The sequence below is a fragment of the Halomonas sp. GFAJ-1 genome (genome assembly GCF_000236625.2).
Lineage (GTDB): Bacteria > Pseudomonadota > Gammaproteobacteria > Pseudomonadales > Halomonadaceae > Vreelandella.
This window is the reverse complement of record NZ_AHBC01000019.1, coordinates 61,542-87,921: the sequence shown is the minus strand read 5'-3', so window position 1 is coordinate 87,921 and position 26,380 is coordinate 61,542. Positions and strand designations below refer to the sequence as shown.

General features: G+C 54.6%; 25 protein-coding genes and 1 pseudogene. 11 read left to right on the top strand and 15 right to left on the bottom strand.

Translation table 11 applies throughout. The features are described from left to right. Both MOY_RS05110 and chrA read left to right on the top strand, forming a co-directional pair. Positions 1-660 (top strand): annotated as a pseudogene (locus MOY_RS05110) (dihydroxy-acid dehydratase domain-containing protein); the annotation flags it as partial. A gap of 120 nt (positions 661-780) precedes the next feature. After that, positions 781-1,977 (top strand): chromate efflux transporter, encoded by a 1,197-nt coding sequence (gene chrA, locus MOY_RS05105; RefSeq protein WP_009097217.1) that lies wholly within the window; start codon positions 781-783, stop codon positions 1,975-1,977. Positions 1,978-1,996: 19 nt separating this feature from the next. On the opposite strand, the gene MOY_RS05100 is transcribed toward chrA, so the two are convergent. From MOY_RS05100 to MOY_RS05085, 4 genes are all read right to left on the bottom strand, one after another. Next, a complete protein-coding gene (locus MOY_RS05100) occupies positions 1,997-5,092 on the bottom strand; it encodes a molybdopterin dinucleotide binding domain-containing protein (RefSeq protein WP_009097216.1) in 3,096 nt (1,031 codons plus the stop codon). Beyond that, on the bottom strand, positions 5,085-6,278 hold the full coding sequence (gene nrfD, locus MOY_RS05095; protein ID WP_009097214.1) for an NrfD/PsrC family molybdoenzyme membrane anchor subunit: 1,194 nt from the start codon (positions 6,276-6,278) through the stop codon (positions 5,085-5,087). Before nrfD ends, MOY_RS05100 begins: the two co-directional genes overlap by 8 nt. Further along, positions 6,262-7,038 (bottom strand): sulfate reduction electron transfer complex DsrMKJOP subunit DsrO, encoded by a 777-nt coding sequence (gene dsrO, locus MOY_RS05090; RefSeq protein WP_009097211.1) that lies wholly within the window; start codon positions 7,036-7,038, stop codon positions 6,262-6,264. Before dsrO ends, nrfD begins: the two co-directional genes overlap by 17 nt. 257 nt (positions 7,039-7,295) lie before the next feature. After that, positions 7,296-7,568 carry an XRE family transcriptional regulator gene (locus tag MOY_RS05085; RefSeq protein WP_009097209.1) on the bottom strand — a complete coding sequence of 91 codons (273 nt, stop codon included), beginning with the start codon at positions 7,566-7,568 and terminating at the stop codon, positions 7,296-7,298. Positions 7,569-7,787: 219 nt separating this feature from the next. On the opposite strand from MOY_RS05085, the gene purE reads away from it, so the two are divergent. The 3 genes from purE to MOY_RS05070 all read left to right on the top strand — a co-directional run bounded on the left by purE (position 7,788) and on the right by MOY_RS05070 (position 11,244). Further along, positions 7,788-8,300 carry a 5-(carboxyamino)imidazole ribonucleotide mutase gene (gene purE / locus MOY_RS05080; protein ID WP_009097207.1) on the top strand — a complete coding sequence of 171 codons (513 nt, stop codon included), beginning with the start codon at positions 7,788-7,790 and terminating at the stop codon, positions 8,298-8,300. 12 nt (positions 8,301-8,312) lie between these two features. Then, positions 8,313-9,452, top strand: a complete 1,140-nt coding sequence (locus tag MOY_RS05075) for a 5-(carboxyamino)imidazole ribonucleotide synthase (RefSeq protein ID WP_009097205.1) — start codon at positions 8,313-8,315, stop codon at positions 9,450-9,452. A 166-nt stretch (positions 9,453-9,618) separates the two neighbouring features. Beyond that, positions 9,619-11,244, top strand: a complete 1,626-nt coding sequence (locus MOY_RS05070; protein WP_009097203.1) for a diguanylate cyclase domain-containing protein — start codon at positions 9,619-9,621, stop codon at positions 11,242-11,244. Here the strand turns inward: MOY_RS05070 and MOY_RS05065 are convergent. The 9 genes from MOY_RS05065 to MOY_RS05025 form a co-directional block, all read right to left on the bottom strand. Next, positions 11,222-12,046 (bottom strand): TraX family protein, encoded by an 825-nt coding sequence (locus MOY_RS05065; RefSeq protein ID WP_009097201.1) that lies wholly within the window; start codon positions 12,044-12,046, stop codon positions 11,222-11,224. The genes MOY_RS05070 and MOY_RS05065 overlap by 23 nt on opposite strands. Before the next feature lie 81 nt (positions 12,047-12,127). Beyond that, the gene (gene iadA / locus MOY_RS05060) at positions 12,128-13,291 is read right to left on the bottom strand and encodes a beta-aspartyl-peptidase (protein ID WP_009097200.1); all 1,164 of its coding nucleotides are present in this window, start codon (positions 13,289-13,291) and stop codon (positions 12,128-12,130) included. Between the two features lie 92 nt (positions 13,292-13,383). Then, on the bottom strand, positions 13,384-14,181 hold the full coding sequence (locus MOY_RS05055) for a transporter substrate-binding domain-containing protein (RefSeq protein WP_009097198.1): 798 nt from the start codon (positions 14,179-14,181) through the stop codon (positions 13,384-13,386). Between the two features lie 342 nt (positions 14,182-14,523). Beyond that, positions 14,524-15,294 carry a transporter substrate-binding domain-containing protein gene (locus tag MOY_RS05050; RefSeq protein WP_009097196.1) on the bottom strand — a complete coding sequence of 257 codons (771 nt, stop codon included), beginning with the start codon at positions 15,292-15,294 and terminating at the stop codon, positions 14,524-14,526. A gap of 141 nt (positions 15,295-15,435) precedes the next feature. Then, positions 15,436-16,167 (bottom strand): ABC transporter permease, encoded by a 732-nt coding sequence (locus tag MOY_RS05045; protein ID WP_009097194.1) that lies wholly within the window; start codon positions 16,165-16,167, stop codon positions 15,436-15,438. 1 nt (position 16,168) lies between these two features. After that, positions 16,169-16,870 carry an ABC transporter permease gene (locus MOY_RS05040; RefSeq protein WP_009097192.1) on the bottom strand — a complete coding sequence of 234 codons (702 nt, stop codon included), beginning with the start codon at positions 16,868-16,870 and terminating at the stop codon, positions 16,169-16,171. Positions 16,871-16,889: 19 nt separating this feature from the next. Next, the gene (locus MOY_RS05035) at positions 16,890-17,660 is read right to left on the bottom strand and encodes an ABC transporter ATP-binding protein (protein WP_009097189.1); all 771 of its coding nucleotides are present in this window, start codon (positions 17,658-17,660) and stop codon (positions 16,890-16,892) included. Positions 17,661-17,883: 223 nt separating this feature from the next. Beyond that, the gene (locus MOY_RS05030; protein ID WP_009097187.1) at positions 17,884-18,876 is read right to left on the bottom strand and encodes a succinylglutamate desuccinylase; all 993 of its coding nucleotides are present in this window, start codon (positions 18,874-18,876) and stop codon (positions 17,884-17,886) included. A 186-nt stretch (positions 18,877-19,062) separates the two neighbouring features. After that, entirely contained in the window at positions 19,063-19,503 is a 441-nt protein-coding gene (locus MOY_RS05025; RefSeq protein WP_009097185.1) for a hemerythrin domain-containing protein, read from the bottom strand. 225 nt (positions 19,504-19,728) lie between these two features. Between MOY_RS05025 and wrbA the strand changes: the two genes are divergently transcribed. Beyond that, positions 19,729-20,328, top strand: a complete 600-nt coding sequence (gene wrbA, locus MOY_RS05020) for an NAD(P)H:quinone oxidoreductase (RefSeq protein ID WP_009097182.1) — start codon at positions 19,729-19,731, stop codon at positions 20,326-20,328. A 54-nt stretch (positions 20,329-20,382) separates the two neighbouring features. On the opposite strand, the gene MOY_RS05015 is transcribed toward wrbA, so the two are convergent. After that, complete coding sequence (locus MOY_RS05015) at positions 20,383-21,456, bottom strand: tartrate dehydrogenase (protein WP_009097180.1); 1,074 nt, start codon at positions 21,454-21,456, stop codon at positions 20,383-20,385. A gap of 135 nt (positions 21,457-21,591) precedes the next feature. On the opposite strand from MOY_RS05015, the gene MOY_RS05010 reads away from it, so the two are divergent. After that, a complete protein-coding gene (locus tag MOY_RS05010) occupies positions 21,592-22,515 on the top strand; it encodes a LysR family transcriptional regulator (RefSeq protein ID WP_009097177.1) in 924 nt (307 codons plus the stop codon). Between the two features lie 20 nt (positions 22,516-22,535). Here the strand turns inward: MOY_RS05010 and MOY_RS05005 are convergent, their stop codons facing one another. Beyond that, positions 22,536-23,093 (bottom strand): lipocalin family protein, encoded by a 558-nt coding sequence (locus MOY_RS05005; protein WP_009097175.1) that lies wholly within the window; start codon positions 23,091-23,093, stop codon positions 22,536-22,538. A 159-nt stretch (positions 23,094-23,252) separates the two neighbouring features. Here MOY_RS05005 and MOY_RS05000 point away from each other — a divergent pair, with 159 nt between their 5' ends. From MOY_RS05000 to MOY_RS04985, 4 genes are all read left to right on the top strand, one after another. Next, a complete protein-coding gene (locus MOY_RS05000; protein WP_009097174.1) occupies positions 23,253-23,672 on the top strand; it encodes a secondary thiamine-phosphate synthase enzyme YjbQ in 420 nt (139 codons plus the stop codon). Positions 23,673-23,784: 112 nt separating this feature from the next. Next, positions 23,785-25,236: an alanine/glycine:cation symporter family protein gene (locus MOY_RS04995; protein WP_035540114.1), complete on the top strand. Its 1,452-nt coding sequence runs from the start codon at positions 23,785-23,787 to the stop codon at positions 25,234-25,236. 171 nt (positions 25,237-25,407) lie between these two features. Continuing rightward, on the top strand, positions 25,408-26,016 hold the full coding sequence (locus MOY_RS04990; protein WP_009097170.1) for an FMN-dependent NADH-azoreductase: 609 nt from the start codon (positions 25,408-25,410) through the stop codon (positions 26,014-26,016). A 56-nt stretch (positions 26,017-26,072) separates the two neighbouring features. Beyond that, a complete protein-coding gene (locus MOY_RS04985) occupies positions 26,073-26,372 on the top strand; it encodes an MGMT family protein (RefSeq protein WP_009097168.1) in 300 nt (99 codons plus the stop codon). Positions 26,373-26,380 lie beyond the last annotated feature (8 nt).

Below are 26,380 nucleotides of genomic sequence, written 5' to 3'. Positions count from 1 at the left end.
AACGGCGACTGCCTAACGGTCACGGGTAAAACGCTGGAAGAGAACTTAGCCGATGTGGAGCCTTATCCCATTGATCAGCAGATCATCGCGCCGCTGGGTAACCCGCTTAAAGGCGAAAGCCATCTGCGTATTTTGTTTGGTAACTTAGCGCCGGAAGGCGCGGTGGCGAAAATCACCGGCAAAGAGGGCACGCGCTTTAGCGGCTCGGCGCGGGTGTTTGGCTCGGAAGAGGAAGCCCAGGCACGCATCAACGACGGCACCGTGGTGGCGGGCGATGTGGTGGTGATTCGCTACGAAGGCCCGAAAGGCGGCCCTGGCATGCGCGAAATGCTCACGCCTACCTCGGCGATTATGGGCCGTGGACTGGGCAACGATGTGGCGCTGATTACCGACGGCCGCTTCTCTGGCGGTAGCCACGGGTTTGTGGTGGGGCATGTGTCGCCGGAAGCCTTCGACGGTGGCCCGCTGGCGCTGGTAGAAGATGGCGATGCCATCACCATCGACGCCGAAGAGGACACCATTGATGTACATATCAGTGACGAGGAGATGATGCGCCGCCGCGCGGCTTGGCAGCAGCCAGCACCTCGTTATACGCGCGGTGTACTGGCGAAATACGCCAAGTTGGTCAGTTCTGCGAGTACGGGTGCGGTCACCGACTAAGCGTAAAGCGGCGTCACCATGCTGCCCCTTATAGATGACCATAGGGAATGTCATCAAGCAGTCAAGCGCAAGGCTTAACATTGAGCCTTGCGCTTTTTAATTGGCTAAACGGTGGGAACAATGGCAGAACAGGCGCCGCCAAAAGGGCGGATAAGTGAAGTGTTTTGGGCGTTTCTGGCCCTGGGGCTTACCTCGTTTGGTGGGCCGGTCGCACACCTTGGCTACTTTCGCACGGAGTTTGTGGCGCGGCGCAAATGGCTTACTGAGCAGGCCTACGCGGATTTAGTCGCGCTATGCCAGTTTTTGCCGGGGCCGGCTAGCAGTCAGGTAGGCTTTGCGTTGGGGTTAATGCGGGCAGGCCCTTGGGGCGCGGCCATGGCATGGCTGGCATTCACGCTGCCTTCGGCGTCGGTGTTGGCGCTGTTTGCCATGGGTGCGGCAGTGCTGGATGGGCCAATTGCCAGTGGCATTATTCACGGCTTGAAGGTTGTGGCGGTGGCCATTGTGGCCCATGCGGTGTGGGGGATGGCGCGTAACCTCTGCCCGGATAAAACCCGAGCAGGTATTGCGCTTGCGGCGGTGTTTGCCGTGGTGGTCATGGTAAGTGGGCCGTTGGGTCAGGTGAGTGCGATTGTGCTGGGTGGTTTGGCGGGGCTAATGCTCTGCCGCGAAAGCGCTCAGGGCGAGCTGGCGGACTCGCTGCATGTTGCGGTGTCCCGGAAGGTGGGCATGATCTCTTTGGGGCTGTTTGTTTCACTGCTGGTGCTATTGCCGCTACTGGCCGGTGGGGCGATGTGGTTGGCCGTGGTGGATGCGTTCTACCGTTCGGGTGCGCTGGTCTTTGGTGGTGGTCATGTGGTGTTGCCGCTGCTGGAAGCTGAAGTAGTGCAGTCGGGCTGGATAACGGCGGATGAGTTCTTGACTGGCTATGGGGCTGCACAGGCCGTGCCGGGGCCGCTGTTCACCTTTGCGGCCTACCTAGGGGCACTACTACCTGGGTTGCCCAGCATGATCGGCACACTGTTGGCGCTGCTGGCGATTTTCGTGCCAGGCTTTTTGCTGTTGGTAGGCGTGCTGCCGTTTTGGAACCGCTTCCGCCAGTGGGGCAGCGCTCAGGCGTTGATGCGCGGGGCCAATGCGGCGGTAGTGGGCATTTTAGGGGCAGCGTTGTACAACCCCGTGTGGACCAGCGCCATTGTAGGGCCTTACGAGTTTGCGCTGGCGCTCACTGGGTTCTTACTGTTAACCATCTGGAAACTGCCTGCATGGGCAGTGGTGATTGTGGTTGCTTTAGGTGGGGTAGTGATCACTCTGTAGCGTCACTACCCCAAACGGTTTATACGCGGCTTACTTTAACCGGTAACCCTTGGCGCACGCTGGCACCGCTAATAGGCTCCAGCCAAGTGCCATCTACCGACCGCGTAGGGTCTTTAAACCCCAAGTCGTTGATGTTGATGCCTGCCCGCATCCACGGCATATCTGGCTGGGACTTACCGTCAATAATATGCGGTGTGGCGCCTAAATCTTTATGGCCGTAGCCATGCTCTATGCCCAGGGCGCCGGGCACAACGCTTTCGCTTACCAGGGCTAGCCCCACCACGCTGCCGCCAGGGCTTTCAATGCGAATGGTGTCGCCATGCTGAATACCAAAGCGCTCGGCGTCTTGGCGGTGCATTTGTACTGGGTTATAAGGCTTGATCATCCGCAGCCGCTCGTTGCCGATAGCATAGGAGTTCATCAGGTTAGATTTGAACGAAAACGCCAGCAGCGGCCATTCCTGTTCTGAGAACACCTCACGCATGGCCTGTTTGTTCGCCAGCTGGGGCAGCTTATGGCACGGCACGCCGATGTTGGGCAGGCCGTTAGTGGTGTCAATGCTGGTGCCTACCGCTTCGTTGTAAACGCATAAGGTCTGTTTCCACTGGTGTTTCAAATGCTCGCCAACAAAGTGTTCGCTGGCATCTTCAAAGCGCCCACCTCGTGCGTAAAGGTACGCTACACGTTTGCGCTCGGCGGCTTTCAGCGTGCGTTCAAGCTTGGGTAGCAGTGGCGCAATACCGCTATGAGCAACATCGGCGTCATTTGCTTCCGGCAGCGGCTCGTCCTGAAAGGCGATATTGGCGGCCGCACGCAAGTAATAGTCTTCGGCGCGGTTGAGCGGGTGAAGGTTGCCGTCGGCATCGGGAATGGCGTTGTCCCCAAAGCCGGGTAGCCCTAGCCGTTTGGCCACGGCAATAAAGAAGCTGTCCATGGATACCGGCTCACCGTCGGCGGTCTTTTGTTGGCGCGGTTCCACCACTGGCCAGCAGGCGGTAGTCAGCTTGCCCAGCGTGCCTTTCCAGGAGCCTGCAAAGCCCCATACTTCGTACATCACTGAGTCCGGTACGATGTAATCGGCGTAGCGGTTGGTCTCGTTGATAAAGCCATCAACCGCGACAAACAGCCCCAAGCGCTTGGGATCTTTCAACTTATCAACAACCACGCCTTTTAAGCCCGCTTGGCCATAAACCGGGTTAGCCATGCAGCCAATCACCGCTTTAATGGGATAAGGGTAGCCATCGAGTGCTGAAGGTAAATGCTCGGTGAGTGTAGGTGGTGCTAAGGAGCGCCAGGGCGCCTTGGCAGGGTATGGGTTTTCCCCGGCGGCGACCTTGCGCTGGTACTCCGATGATTTTTCATAAGGAAAGCGTGAGCGTGAAAGGAACACGCCCTGAGGGCCACGCTTGCCGGGGAAGTTGGCTAAATCGTAGCGCGGGCCTTCTCCCGTACCGCTGTAGGTGCCACCCCCCACCGCGCTGCCACCTTTTATGTTGTAGTTGGCAGCCAATAGGTTGAGCATTTGAACGCCAAAGGCAGCGTAGAAGCCGTTGCCTGACATCATACCGCCGTGGCAATTAACGGCTGCCTTACGCCCGTGGCTGGCGTACTTTTTGGCTAAATCGATAATCGTTGCTTTGGGAATACCACAGTGTTCCGCGTAGGTGTCCATGTCGTATTCATGGGCCGATTCACGCAGCAACGTTAGGCTGGTTTTAACGGTGACGGTGCTGCCATCGGCCAGCTCTACCGCGCGCTCGGCAAATAGCTCGGCGGCCATGACATCTTCGCTTAGGGCGAGTTCGCCGTCGGCCACCACGACCGGTATATCCGCATCGCTACTGGCTTCGGAAAGGCCCAAATCGCTGGCGCGCAAAAAGTAGCCACGGCGTGGGTGCTCGAAGGTATCAATGACCAAATGCGTCGCGTTGGAGTGTGTGGTCTCGCCTGCGGCATCGGCGGCGGACTGGCCCGGCAGGGCGAGGAAGTCGCTGGCGTAACCCTCGTTATCCAGTAGCCACTGAATCATCGCCATGGCAAAGGCGCTGTCGGTGCCGGGGCGAATGGGCACCCAGCGGTTATTATCCGCCGCGTGGGAAGTGGCGGCATTTAGCGCGGGGTCGACTACCACGTACTCAAGGGTTCCTGCGGCGCGTGCCTGAGCAAGCAAGCGGCCTTGACGCTTAAACGGGTTGCCTGCTTGGCTGGGCGCGCAGCCGATATACATGATGAACTGTGCGTTCTGAATATCGGGTTTTACATGGGCATTAGTGACAATATTGTTCATCACGGCCCCCGACCCCATGCGGAACGCCAAGCCGCAATAAGCGCCGTGGTGGCCGTAGTTGCGGGTAGCAAAGGCGTTGAGCGTGAAGCGCTTGAGTAAATCGGAGCGCCCGTAGTCGGTGGCTTCCATCACCATCAGCTGGTTCGCCTTGGGGCCGTACTCTGGGTTGGCAGGGTCGATAGGCGTGTCGTGGTCGTGAATGGCGCGCAGCCCATCCACATGGCCTTCACCAAACAGATCGCCCCCCTCACAAATCTCTTCAATCAGCTGTTCAAACGAGATTTTTTGCCACTCCCGATTACCGCGCTTACCCACCCGTTTAAGGCAGTGGTCGATCCTGAAAGGGTTGGTGATCTGGCTCATCATTGAGTTACCACGGGCGCAAGCGGTAGAGCGATTTACTTGGCCCTGTTCGCCGTAAGCGCTGACGCTGCGAAGCGCATCGGCCACTGGGGTGCGCATAGGTAGATGATCGTCGGCAGAGAGAGGGTGGTAAGGGTTACCAGACACTCGCAGCACTTCGCCCTGGGTGTCATCAACTCGCACCCTGACGCCGCACTGGGTGGTGCAGCCGTAGCAAATGGTAAAGGCGGTGCGTTGGTCGGGTGTGAGGGTTAGCTCGCCGGTGTCTAAATCAACGCGGTATTCCGGTGTTAGCGAGTTGCCATGAATATTGTGCTTAGGTTTTTCACCCGCGCTGCCGCTAACGCCCTTGGCCATTTTGGCCAGTGGGTCGGCATAGCCCACCGCAAAGGTGGCGGCACCGCCCGCGGCAGCAGCGCCTTTTAGAAACCGGCGGCGTGAGGGGTCTTGAGCAGACTTAGCCATGGTTAGGCGCTCCTTGTTCGGCGTTAAGCGAGTCACTGGGTGTATTGGTATCGAAAGAGGGCGGCGGTTTAACGCCACCTTGCTGGGCTTGCCGCCATGGAATAAATAGCTCAATCAGTAAGATAGCGGCGAGCCAAAGCCCAAACGTACCCACGATGCCTAAGATGCCGGAAGAGCCAGCGGGAATGCCGTAGTGGTGGAAACCTGCGCTGTTACGGGCCACATGTTGAACATCCATCAGTACTACCCAGCGGAACATCCAGCCCATATGAATCGCCACGAGGCCTAGTAGCCATGCCCAGGCAAAAAGTGCGGGCTGGCGATGGGGTGGGCGCAAGAGTAAAAGCGCAACAACTGCAAAGAGTGCTGCTCCGGTCACACTGCCCCACAGCGCAGTGCTGCGCCAAGAGGGACTGTGGCGCACAGATTCAAGCGCCGCCGCCACAGAACCTACGTGGGCATTCATGCCATCTAATAACCAGCTAAGCGCTATCAAACCAGCGACTGCACAGAAGGCTAACAGTACATAGAGCATTTGCCGGGTAGCGTCGTTTGAACGCAGCCCGCTTGCACGGTTTAGTACCAGCACTAGTCCAGCCGCAGCGATAAATCCGGTGGCGACCAGCATGGGTGGCAGCCATAGGGTGTTCCATAACGGACGCGCTTTAACAACGGCCAGCTCCGCCCCGGTGTAGAGCATAATGCCGCTAGAAAGCAGTAGCGCGGTTAGCCCAACAATGGCCACCAGCACTCTCGGCGTGGCTCCATTGCCTAGGCTCAGCCACTTTGCGATAAGCCCGCCAAGCCCTGACGCACTCCGCTGAGCCTGCAATGCAGGGCGCCAGGCCAGCCAGGCAAGGCCTAATACACTGATCAGGTAAACTGGCAGTACCACGCTGCCAATCGACATCCACGAATGGGTGTTGGCGTAGGCGTAGAAGTGCCAGAAACGCAACGGCTGGTGTAAATCTGCCAGTAAGGCTACCGGTGCTACTAGCGTCGTACTAACGCAGGCGATAAGCGCCAGACGTGCTGTAGGTAACCACGCTTGTTTGCCAAATATTAAGGCCGGGGCAGTTAGCCACACACTTGCGTAGGAGATTGCGATCAGAAAAAAGTACTGTACCGCCCAGGGGTACCAGGCGATGTCATAGCGGGGAGCGAGTAGTTCAATGGTGGAATTCATAGCCCATCTCCTGGCCGTGGGGGTCGAGCACTTCAAGAGCCACCGGTTCCGCTACGGGGCGTGTGGTGAACCGCTCATCCATACCGAGGTAAAACACTTGGGGAAGCGTATTTTTTTCTGGCTGAAGCACCATCAGTGCATCACGGTGCTCCTGAATCATGCGGCTGATTTGGCTGTCCGGATTGCGCATATCACCAATAATCCGCGCCCCTCCAACACAGCTTTCGACACAGGCGGGCAGTAGTCCCGCCTCTAAACGATGCGCACAGAACGTGCACTTGTCGGCGGTTTGGGTTCGCTCGTTAATAAAGCGGGCATCGTAAGGGCAGGCGTTAACACAATAAGCGCAGCCCACGCAGCGGTCACTGTCCACCACGACGATGCCATCTTGCTGTTGATAGGTGGCTTCAACGGGGCAAACGGGCACGCAGGGTGGGTTTTCGCAGTGATTGCACAGCCTCGGCAGCATAAACGTGGCAAGTTCACCACTCTCCTGGTGTTGCACTTCGTACTGGGAGACCGTGGTGCGAAATTGGCCAAGCGGAGCGGCGTTCTCAATATGGCACGACACCGTGCAGGCTTGGCAGCCGATGCACTGGCGAAGATCAATCAGCATGCCGTAGCGTTTAGTGGGGTCACCTTCGCGGCGGGCCGGCTGTTGATTAATGCCGGCTTGGGCAAGGCTTGAAAGCGGTACTAGCGCAGCGCCTGCGCTTAAGCGGGCTAATTGGCCGAGTAGCGAACGGCGTATGGCGTCCATAGCGCCTCCTTAGCGGATAAAGCGTCATTCGCAGGGGGCGAATGGTCGGTATAGGCTAAGGTTACGCCTCAAGCTGAAGGAAAAAATTGATTACCGTCAATGGGTTAGCGTGGATTTCTTAATGCTTTCTTAATCTTAGAGCGCTAACTGATTGTTTTAACGAAATATCGTCTATTAAGCGGTACAAATAAAAACAGGCTGACCCAATGGGCCAGCCTGTATTGAAAAGAGGGGAGATTCTGATGTAGCAGCTGTTGCTATGGCGCCTCCAGCTCTAGGGTGCGACGCAGTACATTGAGTTCGTCAATGTTGAGGTGCTCAAGCCTTCCGGCGAGCAGGTCGCTGACCTTTTGCACTGGAAGACCCGCCCGGCGGGCGATATCACGACTTCCTAGGTCTGAAATAGCAATCAGACGGGTAATAATACGCATTAGGCGCGTACGTTTTTCTAAATCCCTGACGTCGAGGTCAGGGCTGCTTCGCGGAGGATCCAGCGTTTCTGCGTAAGCGGTTGAGTATGCCGTACTCATGGGACTCCATCAGTCTGAAATGACAATCACACAATGCCGCCAAGTCGCGCGCTTTTCAATGCCTAATTTGATGAAAATTTCACGATCACGCAAACGCCCGCAAACGGTTACGGCTCTGGTAAACTACGCGCCTTCCTATTTCTGAGTGAGCTGCGCACTGTGTGCGGCTTTTTCCACTGCTTTTTTGCTTAACGAGGCCGTTGGCCGAGGAGTTTTTGCATGTCGAACAGCGCACCTAAAGTGGGCGTGATCATGGGGTCAAAATCTGATTGGCCGGTCATGGAGCACGCGGTGGCGATGTTAGAGCGGTTGGGCGTTGCCTATGAAACCCGCGTGGTGTCAGCGCATCGGACCCCAGACCTGCTGTTCGAATATGCGAAAAGTGCTGCTGAGCGTGGCCTCCAGGTAATTGTGGCGGGTGCAGGCGGTGCGGCCCACTTGCCAGGCATGGTGGCCTCGCAAACGGCGCTTCCGGTGCTGGGCGTGCCGGTTGAATCCAAAGCGTTGAAAGGCTTGGATTCGCTGCTCTCTATTGCGCAAATGCCCGGCGGTATTGCGGTGGGTACGCTGGCCATTGGCAAGGCCGGGGCCACCAATGCCGGTTTGCTGGCAGCGCAAATTGTTGGTTTGCAAGACACCGCTATCCGCGAAGCAGTGGAAGCTTTCCGTGCCGAGCAAACCCAGCTAGTGCTGGATAACCCTGACCCGCGCCCCGATGCGGAAGCGAACTAAGGAGTTCTGGTAATGAGTTCTGGCATCTCAAAGAACATTGGCATCTTAGGTGCCGGCCAGTTGGGTCGCATGTTAGCGCTGGCGGGCTACCCTCTAGGTAATCGCTTTACGTTTTTAGATACTACCGGCAACCCGAGCGCGGGGATTGGTGAGGTGATTGTCGACCCTGATAACCAGCGTTTGGCGGAGTTTCTCGATAAGGTCGATGTGGTGACCTACGAGTTTGAGCACTTGCCGGTTGAGCTTGTGCAGCAGATTGAGCAGCACAAACCGGTATACCCCAGCAGCCGCGCGATTGCGGTGTGTCAAAATCGTGTTGAAGAGAAAACCCTGTTTGATCGTTTGGGTATCCCCACGCCTGCTTACCGTGTGGTGGAGAGCGCAGAGCAGCTTGAAGCTGCAGCGGTTGAGTTAGGCTGCCCGGTGGTGGCTAAGTCGGTGACTGAGGGCTACGACGGCAAAGGGCAGGCGGTACTAAAAGCACCAGAGCAAGCGCATGACGCGTGGAAGGCTATTGGCCACCCGCAGCTGGTCGTTGAGGCCTTTGTGGATTTTGTGCGCGAAGTCTCGATGATTGCTGTGCGCGGCCGCGATGGTGAGGTGGTGTTCTACCCCATGGCAGAAAATCAGCACGTTGATGGTATTTTGCGTTACTCCGTTGCGCCACTGCCCGATTTAGACGCCAGCGTTCAGCAAACCGCCGATGGCTATATCCGTGCCTTGTTGGATGAATTGGACTACGTAGGCGTGCTGGCGCTAGAGCTGTTCCAAACCCGCGATGGTGGGCTGTTAGCGAATGAAATGGCGCCCCGCGTGCACAACTCTGGGCACTGGACCATGGATGGTGCGGTCACTAGCCAGTTTGAGAATCACCTGCGCGCCGTGCAGGGGTTGCCGCTGGGCAGCACTGAGGCGATAGCCCCTACCTGCATGGTTAATGTGATTGGCCGCGAAGGCGACAACGCTGCGCTGCTGGCGCTGGGGCATGCGCACCTTCACCGCTACGATAAAGCCGAGCGCACCGGACGTAAGCTGGCCCATGTGAACGTCGTCGCCGCTAACCACGCTGAACTGATTGAAAAGGTGCGCGCCTGCCAAGCGCTGATACCTGATGCCCCGCCCGTGGCGTGGAGTTTTAATATTTCTCAGTAAAAAAGCTTCTTTTAAAGCTTTTTTTACCAGCCGCCTAACCTCAGGCGGCTTTTTATTAGCTCATAGGCTACTTTTATTTCGTAAACGTGCTAAAACAAACGTGTGAACATTGTTCGCACAAGCAAATAAGATTGGTTATAAGCCGACATAAATACAGGGAGTTTGTATGCCGCCCCCCAGCTTTTTAGCCACAACGGCTACGGCGTCTGGGCTGCGCAGTGGTTATCAGCGCGACCATCTTCTGACACAGCAGCGCTTACGCTGCGAAAAAGTACGTTTACTCTACGATAACCTGTGGCAGCCGGTGCTAAGTAGCGTGCTCGCGGGTGGGTTACTGGTCGCCGCTATGTGGCCCGTGGTTAACGCTGTTTTACTGGTTGGCTGGTTTGTGACGCTTGCGGTCGTGTCCGGCTTGCGACTCTCATTGGCCTATCGCTTTAAACAGCTGCCTATTACGCAGCAGCAGCGCCACCGCTGGCTGCGCTGGTTTACCATGGGAGCAATTGCTGCTGGCTGTGTGTGGGGGGCCTCGGGGATACTGCTATTTAGCACGGAACACCCAGGACAAGTGGCGGCGCTTTCCATTGTATTAGCAGGCATTGCGGCAGGCGGCGTCACAACGCTCTCTTCGGTATGGTGGGTAGCGCTGGGCTTTGTGCTGCCCATTTTATTGCCATTAAAAATTCAGTTCATGCTGATGGGCACGTCTCTGTCGATTTTGATCGGCTTGATGCTCGTGCTGTTTTTAGCACTGATTCTGATTGCCAGCCGGCGCTTTAGCTACACGATTCACGATAATATTGCCCTTCGAGTGAGCATGGCAGCACGGGAAGCGCAGCTGCAAGAGAGTGAGAATCGCTACCGCTCTATTTTCCACCATTCGCCATTAGGAGTGCTGCATTTTGATGCCCATGGCTGGATCACCGACTGTAACCATAAACTTCTAGAGATACTCGGCGTTGACCGTGCCCAGCTCATTGGTTACCGGATGCTGGCGCGCTCAGCGGATGGTGAGGTAGCGCAAGCAGTCAAGGATGCCCTGGAAAACGGCTCGGGGTATTACGAAGGTACTTTCCGCATGCCTAGCGCTAAAGAAGGCACCCCGCTCCGTGCTTTTTTTAACGGTGTGAATAGTGCCAACGATGAGCGCGTAGGTGGAGTGGCGATTATTGAAGACTTCACTGAGCGTAAACACAATGAGGCGATTATTTATCGCCAGGCGTTCTATGATGCGCTCACTGACCTGCCCAACCGCCGGTGCTTTATTGAGCGTTTAAAAGCGTTGTGCAATGAGCATGAAAGCGAGCAGCGTAGCGGCTTGGTGATGTTTCTAGATATGGATCGTTTCAAGCTGATCAACGACACCATGGGCCACGCCGCTGGTGATGAGCTATTGGTACAGGTTGCTCGCCGCCTGGAGCAGTGCTTAAAAGAGAGCGATATGGCCGCACGTTTAAGTGGCGACGAGTTTGTATTGCTAGCACTGTTTGACGAGGTGGCCCCTAAGGCATTGGAAGCCCAGGCGAAGAGCTATATGCAAAATGTTCAGCAGAGTTTATCTGGCAAGTATCAGCTAGAGAATCGTGCCGTTGAGGTAACACCTAGCATGGGCTACACCTGTTTTAATGCGGCTAAGTGCGACCATGCTGAAGTGTTAAAAGAAGCTGATACGGCGATGTACCAAGCGAAAACCGAAGGCCGGGCGCGGCTAAAGCGCTACCAGCCCTGGATGCGTGATGAAGTAAACAAGCGTGTGGCTGAAGAAATTTCTAGCCTGCCAGCTGGCCGCTAAGCAGTAGCCACAGGGCAATAAGTGCAAAGTGCCCCGGGTACCAGGCTAACCAGAGTCGTCGCGGCATGGCGAGCGCCACGGGTGGTACACGCTGTGCCGCGCCTGCGGCCAGCATGAGCACAACCACACAGGTAGCCACCGTGAACGACTTTGCCATGTCGGAGGCGTTCATCTGACCTGCAATCCATAACACGGGAAAAGCAGCTAACCCCGCCCAAAGGCGTGATATTAGCGCATCGCGGGTTTCACTAAGCGCCTGCATAGCGAACATAAATAGCGGTATCAGCAGCAGTCCGTTATGGCCATACTCCACCCAAAATCCTAGCAAGTACCAAGCAGTCACCCCAAGCCCGGCACCCAGCATCAGCCAGCCCAAACTAAGGGTTTGCTGAAGATAGTGTTGCCAGCCCTGGCGTACTAAAGCACCTAGGGCTAAACCGCTTGCCAAGGTAAAACAGACGTTAAGAATAAAGGCATCGGAGGCGCGCGGCATCATCATATAAGGCACTTGAGCCGCTAGCCCAATAATTAAAATTCGCCAGGAATAGCGCAACGGGTTACGGGTGTTAAACAGCCCATGCCACGCCACCATAGCCGCAAATAGCGGAAAAGCAATGCGGCCAATAGACGAGCCTGCCCAGTCTAATTCCCATGCGCCGGGCAGCACATAGCGGGTGAGATGATCCACCGTCATGGTGAAAAGCGCGAGCCACTGCCCCCATGCGGTCCAGTGCGATGAAGGGCGAAACGCCTCCACCTTACCTGGCGCGGGTGACGAGTGCGCTGCCATTTGTTCAGCCATGGTACCTCCTTGTAAGTGTCCATGCTGGAGTAAAGACCCGATTTGGCTGCGCAAGTTCGGTTTTTGAAACAGTGCTATTTGCTAGCGCACTTTACCATTGGATTCACTATCGTAAATCGGTTTGCCTAATGCCCATACTTGATCAATCGACCAGCGATTTTCAGCAAGCACGATAAAGTCAGCGTCAGCACCGGCGTGTAAGCGGCCTTTATGGGGCAATTTTAGTGCATCTGCGGCAGTCGTAGCAGCGCAGCGCAGCGCCTGTTCCATAGGAATGCAATGCTCGTTCACGCACTCGCCCAGTACGTCAAACAAACTGCTTAGTCTGCCGGGTTTTAAACCAATAAAACGGTGCTGCTTATCAAATTCTGGCAGCGAGGCATTGGCATCTGAAGAGAGACTTAGCTGGCTAGGCTCAATACGTGCTTTTAGTGCCCGTGCCACTGCCTCTGATGCAGGGACTTCGCCGCCCGCCAGCAATTCCGGTGTTGTGCTGGTGGTGAAGTCGATTCGGCCACCCTCCCGGGCAAAGCGTAGGCCATCTTCAAACAGAGTGGCGGTACGATTGATGTGAGTGGGGTAGAACTGTGAAAGCGGTATAGCACTATGCTTTGCCACTTGGCGAAGCGGCTCCAGGTGAGTGTCGGCGTCTCCGGTGTGAATAAACACAATGCCGGATTTTCCTGCCAGCAAGCCAGCGGTGCGGGCATCGGAGGCTAGCCGTGTTAGTTCATGGGTGCTGGGCTGAGAGCCGCGATGGTCGCTAATCGCCACTTCACCTACGCCGATAAACTCTGGGATATAGAGAATATCGCTGGCAATCGAACCGGTAAGCGTTACCGGCGGCAGCTGGTAAGAGCCGGTATAGGCGTAGGTGGTCAAGCCGCCAGCGGCGAGTTCTCGTGCTTTGCCAATTAAGTTAGCCGGCGTGCGGGTTAGGGCATCGGTGCCTAGCGCGCCAATTAACGTGGTGACGCCTGATGCGCAGGCATCTTCTAAGCTAAGTTCGGCGGTGCGGTTGCCAAACCCACCTTCGCCGCCGCCACCAATATAGTGAACTAGCGAGTCAACTAGCCCAGGAATTACCCTGCGTCCTTCAAGGTCTATAGTGGCAATTAGCGCCCCTGCGTTTACTGGTTCAGCGGCATCCAATACCGCTGCGATACGCTGGTCGGCAATTAATAGGTGGCAAAGGCCGCGAGGTTCTGGCGTAAACAGCTGGGCGTTTTTAACAAGTGTCAGCATGTGTTTCCCGGGGGAATCAGCAGGTGGTGAATATGCGCCGACCAGTGGTCGGCGCAGAGATCGTGCCTATGAAAAGTGAGTACGAAGCGTATTTATAAACGCACATCGTAATTGAAGTAACGGCCCATGATTTCATCGTAGGTACCGTCCTCTTTGAGTGCGCTCAAGGCTTCATTGAAACGCTCTGCCAGAGCTTCGTCACGGGGACGGAAAGCAACGCCAACGCCTTTACCAAAGATATGCTCTGGTTCTTTGATGAAATCACTGATGCGTTGGAAATCGCTCTCAGGTGTATCGATATCAATCGCTGCTTCGGCAATGGGGTAATCCATGAAGGTAAGGTCTAAGCGTCCGGCCAAAAGATCGGTGACGACATCATCCACACCCGTGTAGCGGCGGATTTCAAGCACGTCGCCATATAGCTCAGTGACATAGTTATCCTGCAGCGTGGCGCGCTGAACGCCTACGGTTAGGCCTTCAAGGCTGGCGCGGTCTTCAATATCAATGTCGTGTTCGTGGGTGGTAATCCAGGCGCTGGGCGTCGTGTAGTAAGGTTCAGAGAACAGCACCCGCTGTGCACGCTCATCGGTAATCGCCATAGAGGACATAATGGCATCGTAGTTACGGGCGAGCAGCCCAGGAATAATGCCGTCCCAGTCTTGCTCAACCCAGGTGCAGTTAGCTTCTAAGTAATCACAAACCGCGTTACCTAACTCAATTTCAAAGCCGGTAAGTGTCCCGTCTGCTTCTCGGTACATGAAAGGCTCGTAGGGGATGTCGACCCCAAGGCGAATATCTGTATAGTCACGCGCCACTGCAGTCGTGGTCACGAAAGGCATAGAAACACCAGCCGCGAGCATAGCGGCGAGGGGTAGCGTTGCATAACGCATAGTAGTCTCCTGAAGCGATTTTTTTTGATATTGATAATGGCATGCTTAGCGGTAATTCACGTTAGCTATAGTAGGGGAGTGCGCTAAGCGTAGAGTTGCTTTACGTTATTATTAACGTATAGCAAGGATCACGCGTAGGGGCGTGAGATGGCACGGGCGTGCCAAGAAGGGAAGGCTATTCGTCGAACCATTCGCTCAGGTAGAAACAAGCAATGTTGCCGCTATTTCCTGGGCGAAGTGTGCACAGTACTTGCGCTATAAAAAGAGAAAGAGGTGTATGCATATTGGCCTCTGGCGGTATAAGCCTCCCCAAGTCGGGGAGGCTTATAAAACTCGCTAGAATTAATCTTCGCTGAAGTAACGCTCGAAGATTTCATCATAGGTGCCATCGTCTTTCAGCTCGGCGAGGGCGTCATTGAATTTTTCTGCCAGTGCTTCGTCGCGCTGGCGGAAGGCAATGCCAAAGCCGTCGCCAAAGTACTCTTTAGGCTCGCTGATGCGTTCGCCGACCACAACATAATCAGCATTATCGTTGTTTAGCAGCGTAGACTGGCCGATTGGGAAGTCTAGGAACACGATGTCCAGGCGCTGTGCCTGCATATCCAGCACCATGTCATCAGCGGTGGAGTAGCGGCTGATATTGGCAACACTGTTGAAATTATCGGTCACGAAATTATCTTGTAGTGTGCCGCGCTGAACACCAATGGTTTTACCCGCCAGGGTTTCTTCGTTAGCTTCGCTGATATCTAAGCTGCTGGGCGCGAACCAAGCGGAAGGCATCGTGATGTAGGGGTCAGAGAACAGCACCTGCTGGCGACGCTCTTCGTTAATCGTCATAGAGGACATGATCGCGTCGTAGTTACGCGACATTAGGCCAGGAATAATGCCGTCCCACTCCTGCTCGATCCACTCACAAGTAATGCCGATTTTCTCGCACAGGGCGTTACCAAGATCAATGTCGAAACCGGTTAGCTCGCCATCAGCGGTGCGGTACTCCATGGGCTCATAAGGTACGTCAACACCAATGCGCACGTGATCATAATTGCGCGCTTGAGCGGAAGAGGCTGCAGCAATGGCAAAGCCAAGTACCGAAACAGTTAAGAGTTTTTTCATTTTTTATACTCCGTAGTTAACAGGTTCACGTGAAGTGATCCCTCTTAACGTACCCCAGGTTGAGGCTAACGGAAAGAGGGAGTTTTATTCAGAACCAACGTTTGTTTGACGGTTGTTTTATTTTTATTTACAGCTGACGGCTTAGTTCGTTTGTGGCCTTAAGTGGGCCAGCAGCTTTTTCTCCAGAAAACGGAAAAAGTACAAAATTGCAAAAGTGAGGCAAAGGTAGATGGCTGCCACAAACAGAAAGGCTTCGAAAGGGGCGTAAAAGCGTGCATATACAAAACGTGCAGCGCCTGTGAGATCCATCAGTGTGACAACGCTGGCAATAGCACTGGCATGCAGCATAAAGATCACTTCGTTGCCATAAGCGGGCAGCGCGCGCCGAAACGCACTGGGCATAATAATGCGACGCATCATTAAGCTTTGGGACATGCCGTAGGCCCTTGCTGCCTCAATTTCACCTTTAGACGTTGCCTTGATCGCCCCACGGAAAATCTCGGTGGTGTAGGCTGCGGTGTTAAGCGTAAAGGCGATTAGCGCGGGGTAGAACGCTTCTCGCAGAATTGGCCACAGAAATGTTTCTTGAATGCCGTCGATAAACACGACGCCGTAGTAAATGATATAGAGCTGAATGAGTAGCGGCGTGCCGCGAAACACATAGGTATACAGATAAACCGGCAGGCTGATCCACTTACGCTTAGAGCTGCGCATGATGGCCAGCGGCACCGCGAGCACTAAACCTGCTACCAGGGATAAGAAGACAAGCTGCGTCGTAGTGACCAGTCCTTCCCAGTAGTAGCCCAGCGTCGTGGGAGTGAAAATCAGATTGCCAGCGAGCAGGTCGTTGAACCACGCAGAAATATCTAGCATCTCACTGCCCCCCAAAGCCAATGTCGTAACGTTTTTGTAGCCGTGCGAAAATCCACTCGGACACGCTGGCAATGAGCAGGTAAACCGCCGCTACCGGCAGTAGAAACACAAAGGGTTCGTGAGTGGCTCGAGATGCCTCGGCGGCGACACGCACCATATCGGTTAAACCGATAACAGAGACCAAAGCGGTGGTTTTGAGCAGTACCATCCAGTTGTTGGAAAGCCCCGGCAGCGCGTGGCGCATCATTTGTGGAAAGCGGATGCGTCGAAAGACCAGCGCATTGCTCATTCCATAGGCTTTACCTGCTTCAATTTGGCCGTTTTCCACCGCCATAAAGGCGCCGCGGAACGTCTCGCCCATATAAGCACCGAATATAAAGCCGATGGTAATTACACCTGCCGCGAAGGCATTGAAATTGATGTAAATATCAATGCCATAGTTGTAATACAGCGCGTCGCTGATGGCATTCACGCCGATTTGCCCACCGAAAAACAGCAGCATCATCAATACAAGGTCAGGAACACCGCGAATCACAGTGGTATAGACCGTTGCAGTGCGGTGAAGTAGCCAGCTGCGTGACATTTTGGCGGTAGCAGTGAGCAGGCCAAGTACAATGGCCAGTATCAGCGATAGCACCGCTAGCTGAATGGTGACGCCCGCCCCTTCGATCAGGCGGGGGCCGTAACCTTGCAAATCAAGCATAGTGTACGTGCCTCGCAGATCAATATTTGGGGGCTAGAAACTGTTTTAAGCGCGGTGACTGCGGGTTACCGAGTACTTCTGCTGGGGCCCCCGCTTCCTCTACCAAGCCTTGGTGGAGATAAACCACTTTGCTGGAAACATCCCGTGCAAAGCTCATCTCGTGGGTGACCACTACCATGGTGCGCCCTTCCTCGGCCAAGCCGTGCATTACCTTCAAAACGTCGCCCACCAGCTCTGGATCGAGGGCAGACGTGGGCTCATCGAACAGCATCACTTCTGGGTCCATGGCCAGCGCTCGGGCAATGGCACCGCGCTGCTGCTGGCCGCCGGACATTTGGGCAGGGTAGGCGTTTGCGCGTGCACTTAACCCAACCCGCTCTAGCAGCGCGTGGGCATGCTCGAGGGCCTCTTTTTTGGGCTTACCTAGCACGTGAATAGGCGCTTCGATAATGTTTTCGAGCAGTGTCATATGAGCCCAGAGATTGAAGCTCTGAAACACCATCGATAGCTTGGCGCGCATCTGCACCACTTGTTTCCAGTCCGCAGGCTCACGGCCATGTCGGGTGGTTTTGAAGAGGATCTGTTCGCCGTGGACAAACAACTCGCCTTCATCAGGCTGTTCCAGCAGGTTCATACAGCGTAAGAAGGTACTTTTGCCTGACCCTGATGCACCAATGAGGGTGATCACGTCACCTTTTTGGGCTTCAAGGGAGAGGCCTTTAAGGACTTCTGTATCGCCAAAGCGCTTTTTTATATTACGCACTTCAAGGGGAGTAGGCGTATTAGCCATAACTTAGGCTCCAGTACAGGGTTGCCGCGGTAGCAACGAGTTTAAAACGCGTGCTTGGTAGGCGGCTGGCGCGAAAAAGGGGCGATTCTATCAGGACTCTGCATGATACGCGTGTTTTATAAGATTGGCTTTTATCTTAACGCCTACCTGCCAGCCTGAAGCCACCTCTACGTTGTTGTTATCAAAGCTTTTTAAAAATATTTTGGTTGTGTGGTTAGTGGCTTTAAAGTGGCTTTGCCGGTTGGCAGGGCACCACAAGCAGCGCTGCCCGTGCGCCTATTTCTACGTTTGCATTGGGAAATACCACGCGTAGCGGCGTTTCTTCCACAATAAAATCACCGGCGATGCTGTCTTGAGCAAGGCAGGTGCCTGGTTCAAAGCGGCTAAAATTGGGCACATCGTCGTCAAAACAGAGGGAGAATGTTTCTGACTGCCGCATTAGCTCGTGCTTTACTCGAAAAAACGTCATGGTATCAGCGGGTTGACGGGGCGGCTCATCACCACTGCCCAGCGCACAAATAAGCGTGAGCATAGGCTCAAGGGCGGCCATATCGTTTTGCCCAAACGGCGCCACACGTCCCAGCTCGAAGGTAAACGATTGGGCACTGTGGTAGTGCTTGCTGTAATGGGAAAACGTCCAGCTATGTTGATGCTGGTGCAATACCGCCTGCATATCCGCTGCGGCTAGCCACGCCCATTGGGCGGGTTCGGTAGGGCTCTCTGCGAAGGGCTCCACCACAAAGCGTGTAAAGAGGCTCTCTCTAATGGCGGTATGCAGGTCGTAATGCAGCGCTGGTAGCGCCTGATGCCGGGCGTAAAAAGTGTCGACAGCTGCCATTAGCTCACGGGCGCGGTCGGGCTCGTCGCCTTTATCTTCCAAGTCCCGTTTAAATAAGCGGTTTAGATTAGTAGTAAGAAAGCGCTGCTGTTTTTTCAGGGCCGGTATATTGCCCAGTATCACCAGTGTTGGAGCACCTAACTGCACTGTGCTGGCTTCAAGGGCACATAGCCAGTTTCCGAGTAGCTCTACCGGCGCGGTTTCATTGCCATGAACAGCCGCTGAAAACACGCAGGCGTAAGCATTAGGGCGCACAACATCGGGCGTTAGCTCCAAAATGCCTGGCGCATGAAAGTCATAGGTACCGCTCGCAAAGCGACCCTTGCGAGGTGTGGGGCTTTCGTCGTCGAGCGTCCAGTCGAGCCATTGGCCTAGCATGGGAGGTTCCTTGGCATAGGGAATCAGCTTTTAAGATGCTCTACCTTTACCATGCATGAGCTTCGCCACAAGAGGATGCGTCGTTCGCATGAAAATGGTGGGTGCGAACATGAAAATACGTGGATAAAAAAACGCTTATATCCATTCGGGTATAAGCGCTTAGGTTAGCGACGAGAGGCGTCTTAATTACTCAGTACGCTGACGCTTCATTTCTGATTGGTACTCACTCGCCAGCGCGGTTTTCTGCTTCTCTTGCAGGCCACGGCCTGCCAATTGGAAAACCTCCTGCTCTTCTTCGTCTAGGTGGTGGGTAACCAAGTGCTGAAGTTGCTTGGCGTGGGTTAACCAGTTGGTAGCGCTATAGTCGGTTGTATCTAAAAGCTCGATCAGCTCGTCAATTTCGTGGTGCTCGGCAACGCTATGGCGGGCTTTTTCCTGGGTGAGATCGATATCCATCATGGGTATATAGAGGGCACGCTCCTCAGCGTTAGCATGGTATTTCAATTCGGCGCGCACCTGCTGATAGAGCGTGTCGCGCTCTTCGCTATCGCCGTGAGTTTCTACTAGGCGAGCCAGTAAATCCCGTTGAATGTCGTGATCCTTGCGTAGGGCTTCAAAAATGGTCATTCCAGGCTCCTTGGATTAGAACGTTTGCGGGATGTTAAAAAGCTAGTGCTCAACCCTATAAAGCGCAAGGCGCTCACATCGATGAAATCGAAGGAGGGCGTCGAAAACATTCGCTTTTTTCTACCTCACCCTGGTCTAAAGTGTAGCCAGCCTTTCAAAATCGTATTCAGTCTGATTTTCGTAAGCCCGCTAAGGGCGGCCCATCGCAATGCAAAGGAGTGAACAATGACGAAAGTATTGGTGCTTTATTATTCTATGTACGGCCATATCGATACCCTAGCCGCCGCCGTAGCGGAAGGCGTTAAAGAGGTGGATGGCGTAGAGGTCACTGTTAAACGTATACCTGAGACGATGCCAGAAGATGCGTTTAAAAATGCTGGCGGTAAGCAGGATTTTACGACGCCTGAAGCATCCCCCCAGGAGCTTGCCGATTACGACGCGATTATTTTTGGCACCCCAACGCGGTTTGGCAACATGGCGGGCCAAATGCGTACCTTCCTTGATCAAACCGGTGGCCTGTGGGCCAAAGGCGCGCTGCGCGGTAAGGTGGCCAGTGTGTTCACCTCGACGGGTACCGGTGGCGGTGATGAGATGACCATTACCTCTACCTGGACCACCCTTGCCCACCACGGCATGGTGATTGTGCCGATTGGCTACGGTATTGAAGAGCAGTTTGATATTTCTAAAGTCAGCGGTGGCACGCCTTACGGTGCCGCTACCCTGGCTGGTGGCGACGGTTCCCGCCAGCCAGACGAGCGTGAACTTAAAATTGCTCGTTTCCAGGGCAAACACGTTGCCGGGATTGCCGCCAAACTGGCGAGCTAGCACTCACACGCTGATGCCCAGACAAGCCTCACTGCTGTTGCAGTGAGGCTTTTTTTAACGGCTAATACGCTCAGCAATGGCTTTACCCAGGCTTGCCGTGGTGCCTTGGCCGCCTACATCGCGGGTAAGCACTTGGCTATCGCCTTCGCTGAGTACCGCTTCAATGGCGCTTACCATGGCGTCAGCGGCCTCTTTATAACCTAGATGCTCCAGCATCATAGCGCCGGACCAGATCTGGCCAATAGGGTTGGCGATCCCTTTACCGGCGATATCTGGCGCGCTGCCGTGTACCGGCTCAAATAAGCTGGGGAACTTGCCTTCCGGGTTGATATTGGCCGAGGGAGCAATGCCGATAGTACCGGTACAGGCGGGGCCAAGATCGGAAAGAATATCGCCGAACAGGTTGCTGCCGACCACGACATCAAACCAGTCTGGATGTAAGACAAAGTTAGCGGTGAGAATATCAATGTGGAATTTATCCACCTCGATATCCGGGTACTGTTTCGCCATTTCAGCAACGCGCTCGTCCCAGTAGGGCATGGTGATTGAGATGCCGTTGGATTTAGTTGCGGAAGTAAGCTTTTTGCGCGGGCGGGTTTGGGCCAAATCAAAGGCATATTTCAGTACGCGGTCAACGCCAGTGCGGGTCATCACTGTTTCTTGAATAACAATCTCACGCTCCGTGCCCTCAAACATTTTGCCCCCAATGCTTGAGTACTCACCCTCGGTGTTTTCGCGCACAACGTAGAAGTCGATATCGCCTGCATTGCGTCCTGCTAGCGGGCTTTTAATGCCGGGCATTAGCTTGCAGGGGCGTAGGTTAATGTATTGGTCAAACTGGCGGCGGAATTGCAGTAGGGATCCCCATAAAGAAATATGGTCGGGCACTTTGTCGGGCCAGCCCACGGCACCGTAAAACAGCGCGTCGAACTCTTTTAACTGCTCAAACCAGTCATCGGGCATCATTTTGCCATGCTCAAGGTAGTAGTCGCAGTTGCCAAATTCAAAGGTGGTGAACTCAAGGGCGATGTTGAACTGCCTCGCAGCTGCTTCCAGGGCGCTTAGGCCCTCAGGCATTACTTCGGTGCCAATACCGTCGCCAGCAATTACTGCAATACGGTGGGCCATGGAGACTTCCTTAGGTAATAAGTTATTAAGAGTAGACGATGAAAAATATCCTTATGGGAGATGAGTGTAGTACCTATGGCAGTAGAGATAATCAGGCTAAACTTCAATTTACTATTGCTTTAAAGTGAAGAATTGATGGCCCCATTAGATGACTTGGCTTTTTTTCAGCAGCTGGCGCGGGCAGGTAGCTTAACCGCCACTGCCCGTGAGTTGGGGCTTTCACTCTCGGCGGTGAGCAAACGGCTCAAGCAGCTGGAAGGGCGGCTTGGGGTGTCGCTTGCTGCACGCACCACGCGGCGTTTAACGCTCACCGCCGAAGGCGAGCGCTACCTTTCACAGGGTGGGCTGATTCTGGAAGAGCTTAAGGAACTGGAAGCTGCCTTAAGCGATTCTACCAGCCAAATGCTGAGTGGACGGCTGCGGGTAAACGCCACTTTTGGTTTTGGTCGACGTCATATTGCACCGCTGCTGTCGCGCTTTAGGACTCAGAACCCAGGTGTCGAAAGCTGGCTGGAGTTGACCAATTTCCCGCTTAACTTGAGTGACCACGGCTTTGACGTAGGCGTACGAATTGGGGCGCCGCCAGACTCTCGCTTGGTGGCGCGGCGCATTTTGGCGAACCGGCGTGTGCTATGTGCATCGCCTAGCTACATTAAACGCATGCCGGGGTTAAACGTGCCCGCTGATCTTACTCAGCACAGCTGTTTGGTGATCCGTGAAAACGATAGCGATTTTCCGCTGTGGCGTTTTGAGCGCTGCGATGCCCCTGAGAATGTTCAATCCGTCAAAGTGAGTGGCCCGCTTGCCAGCAATGACGGCGAGGTGATTACCCGCTTAGCGCTTGATGGGCATGGTGTCATGCTGCGCTCTTGGTGGGATGTTAACGAGCATCTTGCCAGCGGGGCGCTTTTACCACTATTGCCAAGCTGGCAGGGGGTGCGGGCGGATTTCTATGCGGTATATGAGCACCGCCGCCATGTTCCTGCCCGCATCAATACCTTTGTAGCGTTTTTAGCCGACCAAATGGCCGGTCGGGTGCCTGCGTTGCCCCAAGGCTGAACTTATTAAGGCAGTACCTTTTAGCGCGGCGGGCAGTTTTGATCCTGCACGACGTCGATCAACTCATCGGTTGGGAAGTTAAGCTCGGCTGCCCGCTGGCGCAGGCTTTGTTCTAGCTCGCTATCGATTTGCGGTGTGCGAGCGAGAATCCAGAGATAGTTGCGGTTGGGGCCAGAGACCAGCGCCCACTGGTAGTCGTCATCTAGCTCAAGCACATTATAGCCACCGTAAAAGGGGCCAAAGAAGCTGACTTTAAGACGTCCAACGCTTTCGTCGTCAATAAAATAGGCGCGCCCTTCAGCTTCATTCCACTCTTGATCGTCTAGGCTATAGCCCCGGTTAATGACTCTTACGCCCCCGTCGCTACGCAGGCTATAGTCGGCGGTGACGCAGTCAAGACCACGTTCAAAAGAGTGATCCAGGCGCGCTATTTCATACCATTTGCCTAGGTAGCGGTTAAGTTCAAAGTCGGTGACAGGTTCGGTACCTGCAGGTATGCCGGTACAGCCTGCTAACAATAGGCCGCAACATGCTGCGATCCCTGGCTTTGCCGCAGCGTAACAGGCCGATTTAAGCATCATGCTCTCCTATTCATTTAACTTAAAAACGCTAACGCTAGCAGTGTCGAGGAGTAAGCGCCATGGTTGTCGTCGACTACACTTAACGGCAGCAGTGGCTTACCACTCATACTCTTCGGCAGCACGATCAATAATTTTAACAACAAACAAGGAGTGTCTATGTGGCATCAGCAGGAGATCCATTTCCCAGAAATGCCGCGGGGCTTTCATCATGTGACCGATGATATTGCCAGGGCATTGCCCTGTTTGGCTGATTGCAGCCAAGGGTTGCTTCATTTGCAGCTTATGCACACTTCCGCATCGCTTACTTTAAATGAAAACACCGACCCTGATGTATGTCTCGATATGGATGCGTTTATACGCCGTTTGGTGCCCGATGGGCTGACTTATTTTCGTCATACGCTTGAAGGGCCAGATGACATGCCCGCCCATGTGGCGGCGAGCCTTTTTGGGACACAGCTTACCTTAGCTGTGCGCGATGGGCGTTTAGCGCTAGGTACATGGCAGGGTGTGTGGCTCGGGGAGCATCGGGAGCAGGGCGGTCTGCGGCGTTTGTTGGTGACATTGACTGGATGTTAAGGTTAGTAAGGGTTTTCTTGCTATTTTTAGATTATTTTTCCAATTTTCTTGCCATTTTAGTGCAGCCGTGAAGAATGATGCGCCTTCATAGTTTCAAAAAGGCGTGTTTGGTATGGATTTTACTCTTCCTCCTCTGTTGACGGCGATGGTTGATCGCGGCAACGGACTGCTGTGGGGCAGCGTGCTGATTTATCTTTTGATCGGCGCGGGCCTCTATTTCACTGTGATGACACGTGGCATTCAGGTGCGCTATTTCGGCCATATGTTCAAACTGCTGCGCACATCTCGCCAATCTAACGGTGGTATTTCCTCTTTCCAGGCGCTCTCCACCAGCTTGGCGGCACGGGTAGGTACTGGCAACCTTGCGGGTGTGGCGGTGGCTATTTACTTTGGCGGCCCCGGCGCGATTTTCTGGATGTGGATGACCGCCATGGTGGGTATGGCTACCAGCTTTGTGGAGTCTACCCTGGCTCAGGCATACAAAACCGACCACGGTGATAACACCTTCCGTGGTGGCCCTGCCCGTTATATTGAGCGCGGTCTTGGGTTGCGTTGGCTAGCGGTGCTGTTTTCTATCTGCTTGATTATTGCCTTTGGGCTGGCTTTTAACAGTGTGCAGGCCAACTCTATTGCCCAAGCGATGGAGCAGGCTTTTGCAGTTCCCACTTGGGTGATGGGGCTGGTGTTAATGGTTGTAGTGGCGCCGATTATTTTTGGCGGTCTGAAGTCGATCGCCAAAGTAGCCGAGCTGGTGGTGCCGTTAATGGCGCTGCTGTATCTGGTGCTTGCGCTGATCGTTGTGGCGCTGAATATTAGCGATTTACCCGCTGCCTTTATGACCATTATACAAAGCGCGTTTGGCTTGGAGCAGGCGGCCGGTGGCGCAATGGGCTACGCCATTTCTCAGGCGATTATGAACGGTATTCAGCGTGGTCTGTTCTCCAACGAGGCGGGTATGGGGTCGGCACCTAACGCGGCAGCTACCGCCAGTACACGACCTAACCACCCCGCTGCCCAGGGGTTTATCCAAATGCTGGGTGTGTTTTTGGATACGCTAGTGATTTGTACTGCGACGGCGGCGATTATCATTATGGCGGGGCCTGAGCTGTTAACCAGCGAAGAGAGTAACGGTATTCAGCTAACCCAGATGGCGCTTTCCAGCCACGTGGGTGAATGGGGCGGTATGTTTATTGCCGTGGCTATCTTGCTATTTGCGTTTACCTCGGTCATTGCTAACTACTCCTACGGTGAATCGAATATCGAGTACTTGGCAGGACGCCGGGCACCGGTCGCTGTGCTGATCTATCGCTTAGCGGTACTGGGTATGATTATGGTGGGTTCGGTGGCGAGTCTTGGTGCTATCTGGAACTTTGCCGACCTTTCCATGGGGATGATGGCGATTATCAACCTGGTGGCTATCTTACTGCTGTCGCCCATCGCGTTTGCGCTGTTCCGAGATTATGACGAGCAGCTTAAAGCGGGCAAAGAGCCGGTGTTCGACCCTAGCCGATTCCCCAAACTGGCTAACAAGGTAGACCCGAACGCTTGGCCTAAAAAGCAGTAACCTGATCTTAATGGTCGTCTAGCCCCACCCTGAAAAAGCAGGGTGGGGCTTTTTTACGACATCATGATTCGATTTTGTCGAATAAAACTGGGAAAACGTTGCGCTTTTGCTTATCTAAAAGCACCGTAAAATAGCCCCAATACCAACTACTTATTTGTTAAAGGCTATCTTATGACCACTCAAGCGCTGCTGGTGACTTCTTCTATTTTGGGCGACAACGGGCAGTCGAATGCGCTTGCCCACCATTTTAAAGCGCTGGCGGAGTCTCGCTCTGGCGTAGCGGTCACTCACCGGGACGTGGTAGCCAATGCACTCCCCCATTTGGCGATTGAGGAACTAGGTGCCTGGCAAACCCCTGCCGAAGAGCGCAGTGCTGAGCAGAAAGCGTTAGCGGCCTACTCCGATGAGCTATTGGCAGAACTGCGTGCCAACGATGTGCTGGTACTGGCGGTGCCGATGTATAACCTAGGCATTCCTTCTCAGTTAAAAGCGTGGTTCGATCGGGTACTACGTGCCGGTGAAACCTTCCGCTACACTGAAAATGGCCCCCAGGGTTTGATTGAAGGCAAACGGGCGATTATTCTCGCTGCCCGTGGTGGTCAGTACGCGGGCACCGAGCTTGATAGCCAAACGCCACATCTAAAAACCATGCTTGGTTTGATGGGCATTAGCGATGTCGAGGTCGTTTTTGCTGAAGGTTTAAACATGGGCGATGAAAAGCGCGATGCGGCGCTAAAAGAAGCGTTTCAAGCCATTGATCAGTTGGTCGAAGCGCTCTAAAACACCGTCTAGCCGCTGAGACAAGCAGTCATTAAGAAAAACCAGTCGAGAAAGCAATGCCGCGCCCGGAGCTGCTTGAACAAATCTATACCATCGTTGATCAGATTCCCGCTGGACGGGTGACGACCTATGGGCGTGTTGCAGCAATGACAGAGGGCGCTACCCCGCGCATGGTGGGCTCGGCCATGCGTCACTTGCCAGACGGGCATCAGTTGCCCTGGCACCGGGTAATCGCCGCGTCGCTGACGCTAGCTGACCATGGTGGTGCTGCGCGCCAGCATCAAAAGCTACGTGACGAAGGCGTGGTGTTTGATAGCAAAGGGCGGGTGCCCGCTCATCTTGTCTGGCCTGATTGAGCTAAGTG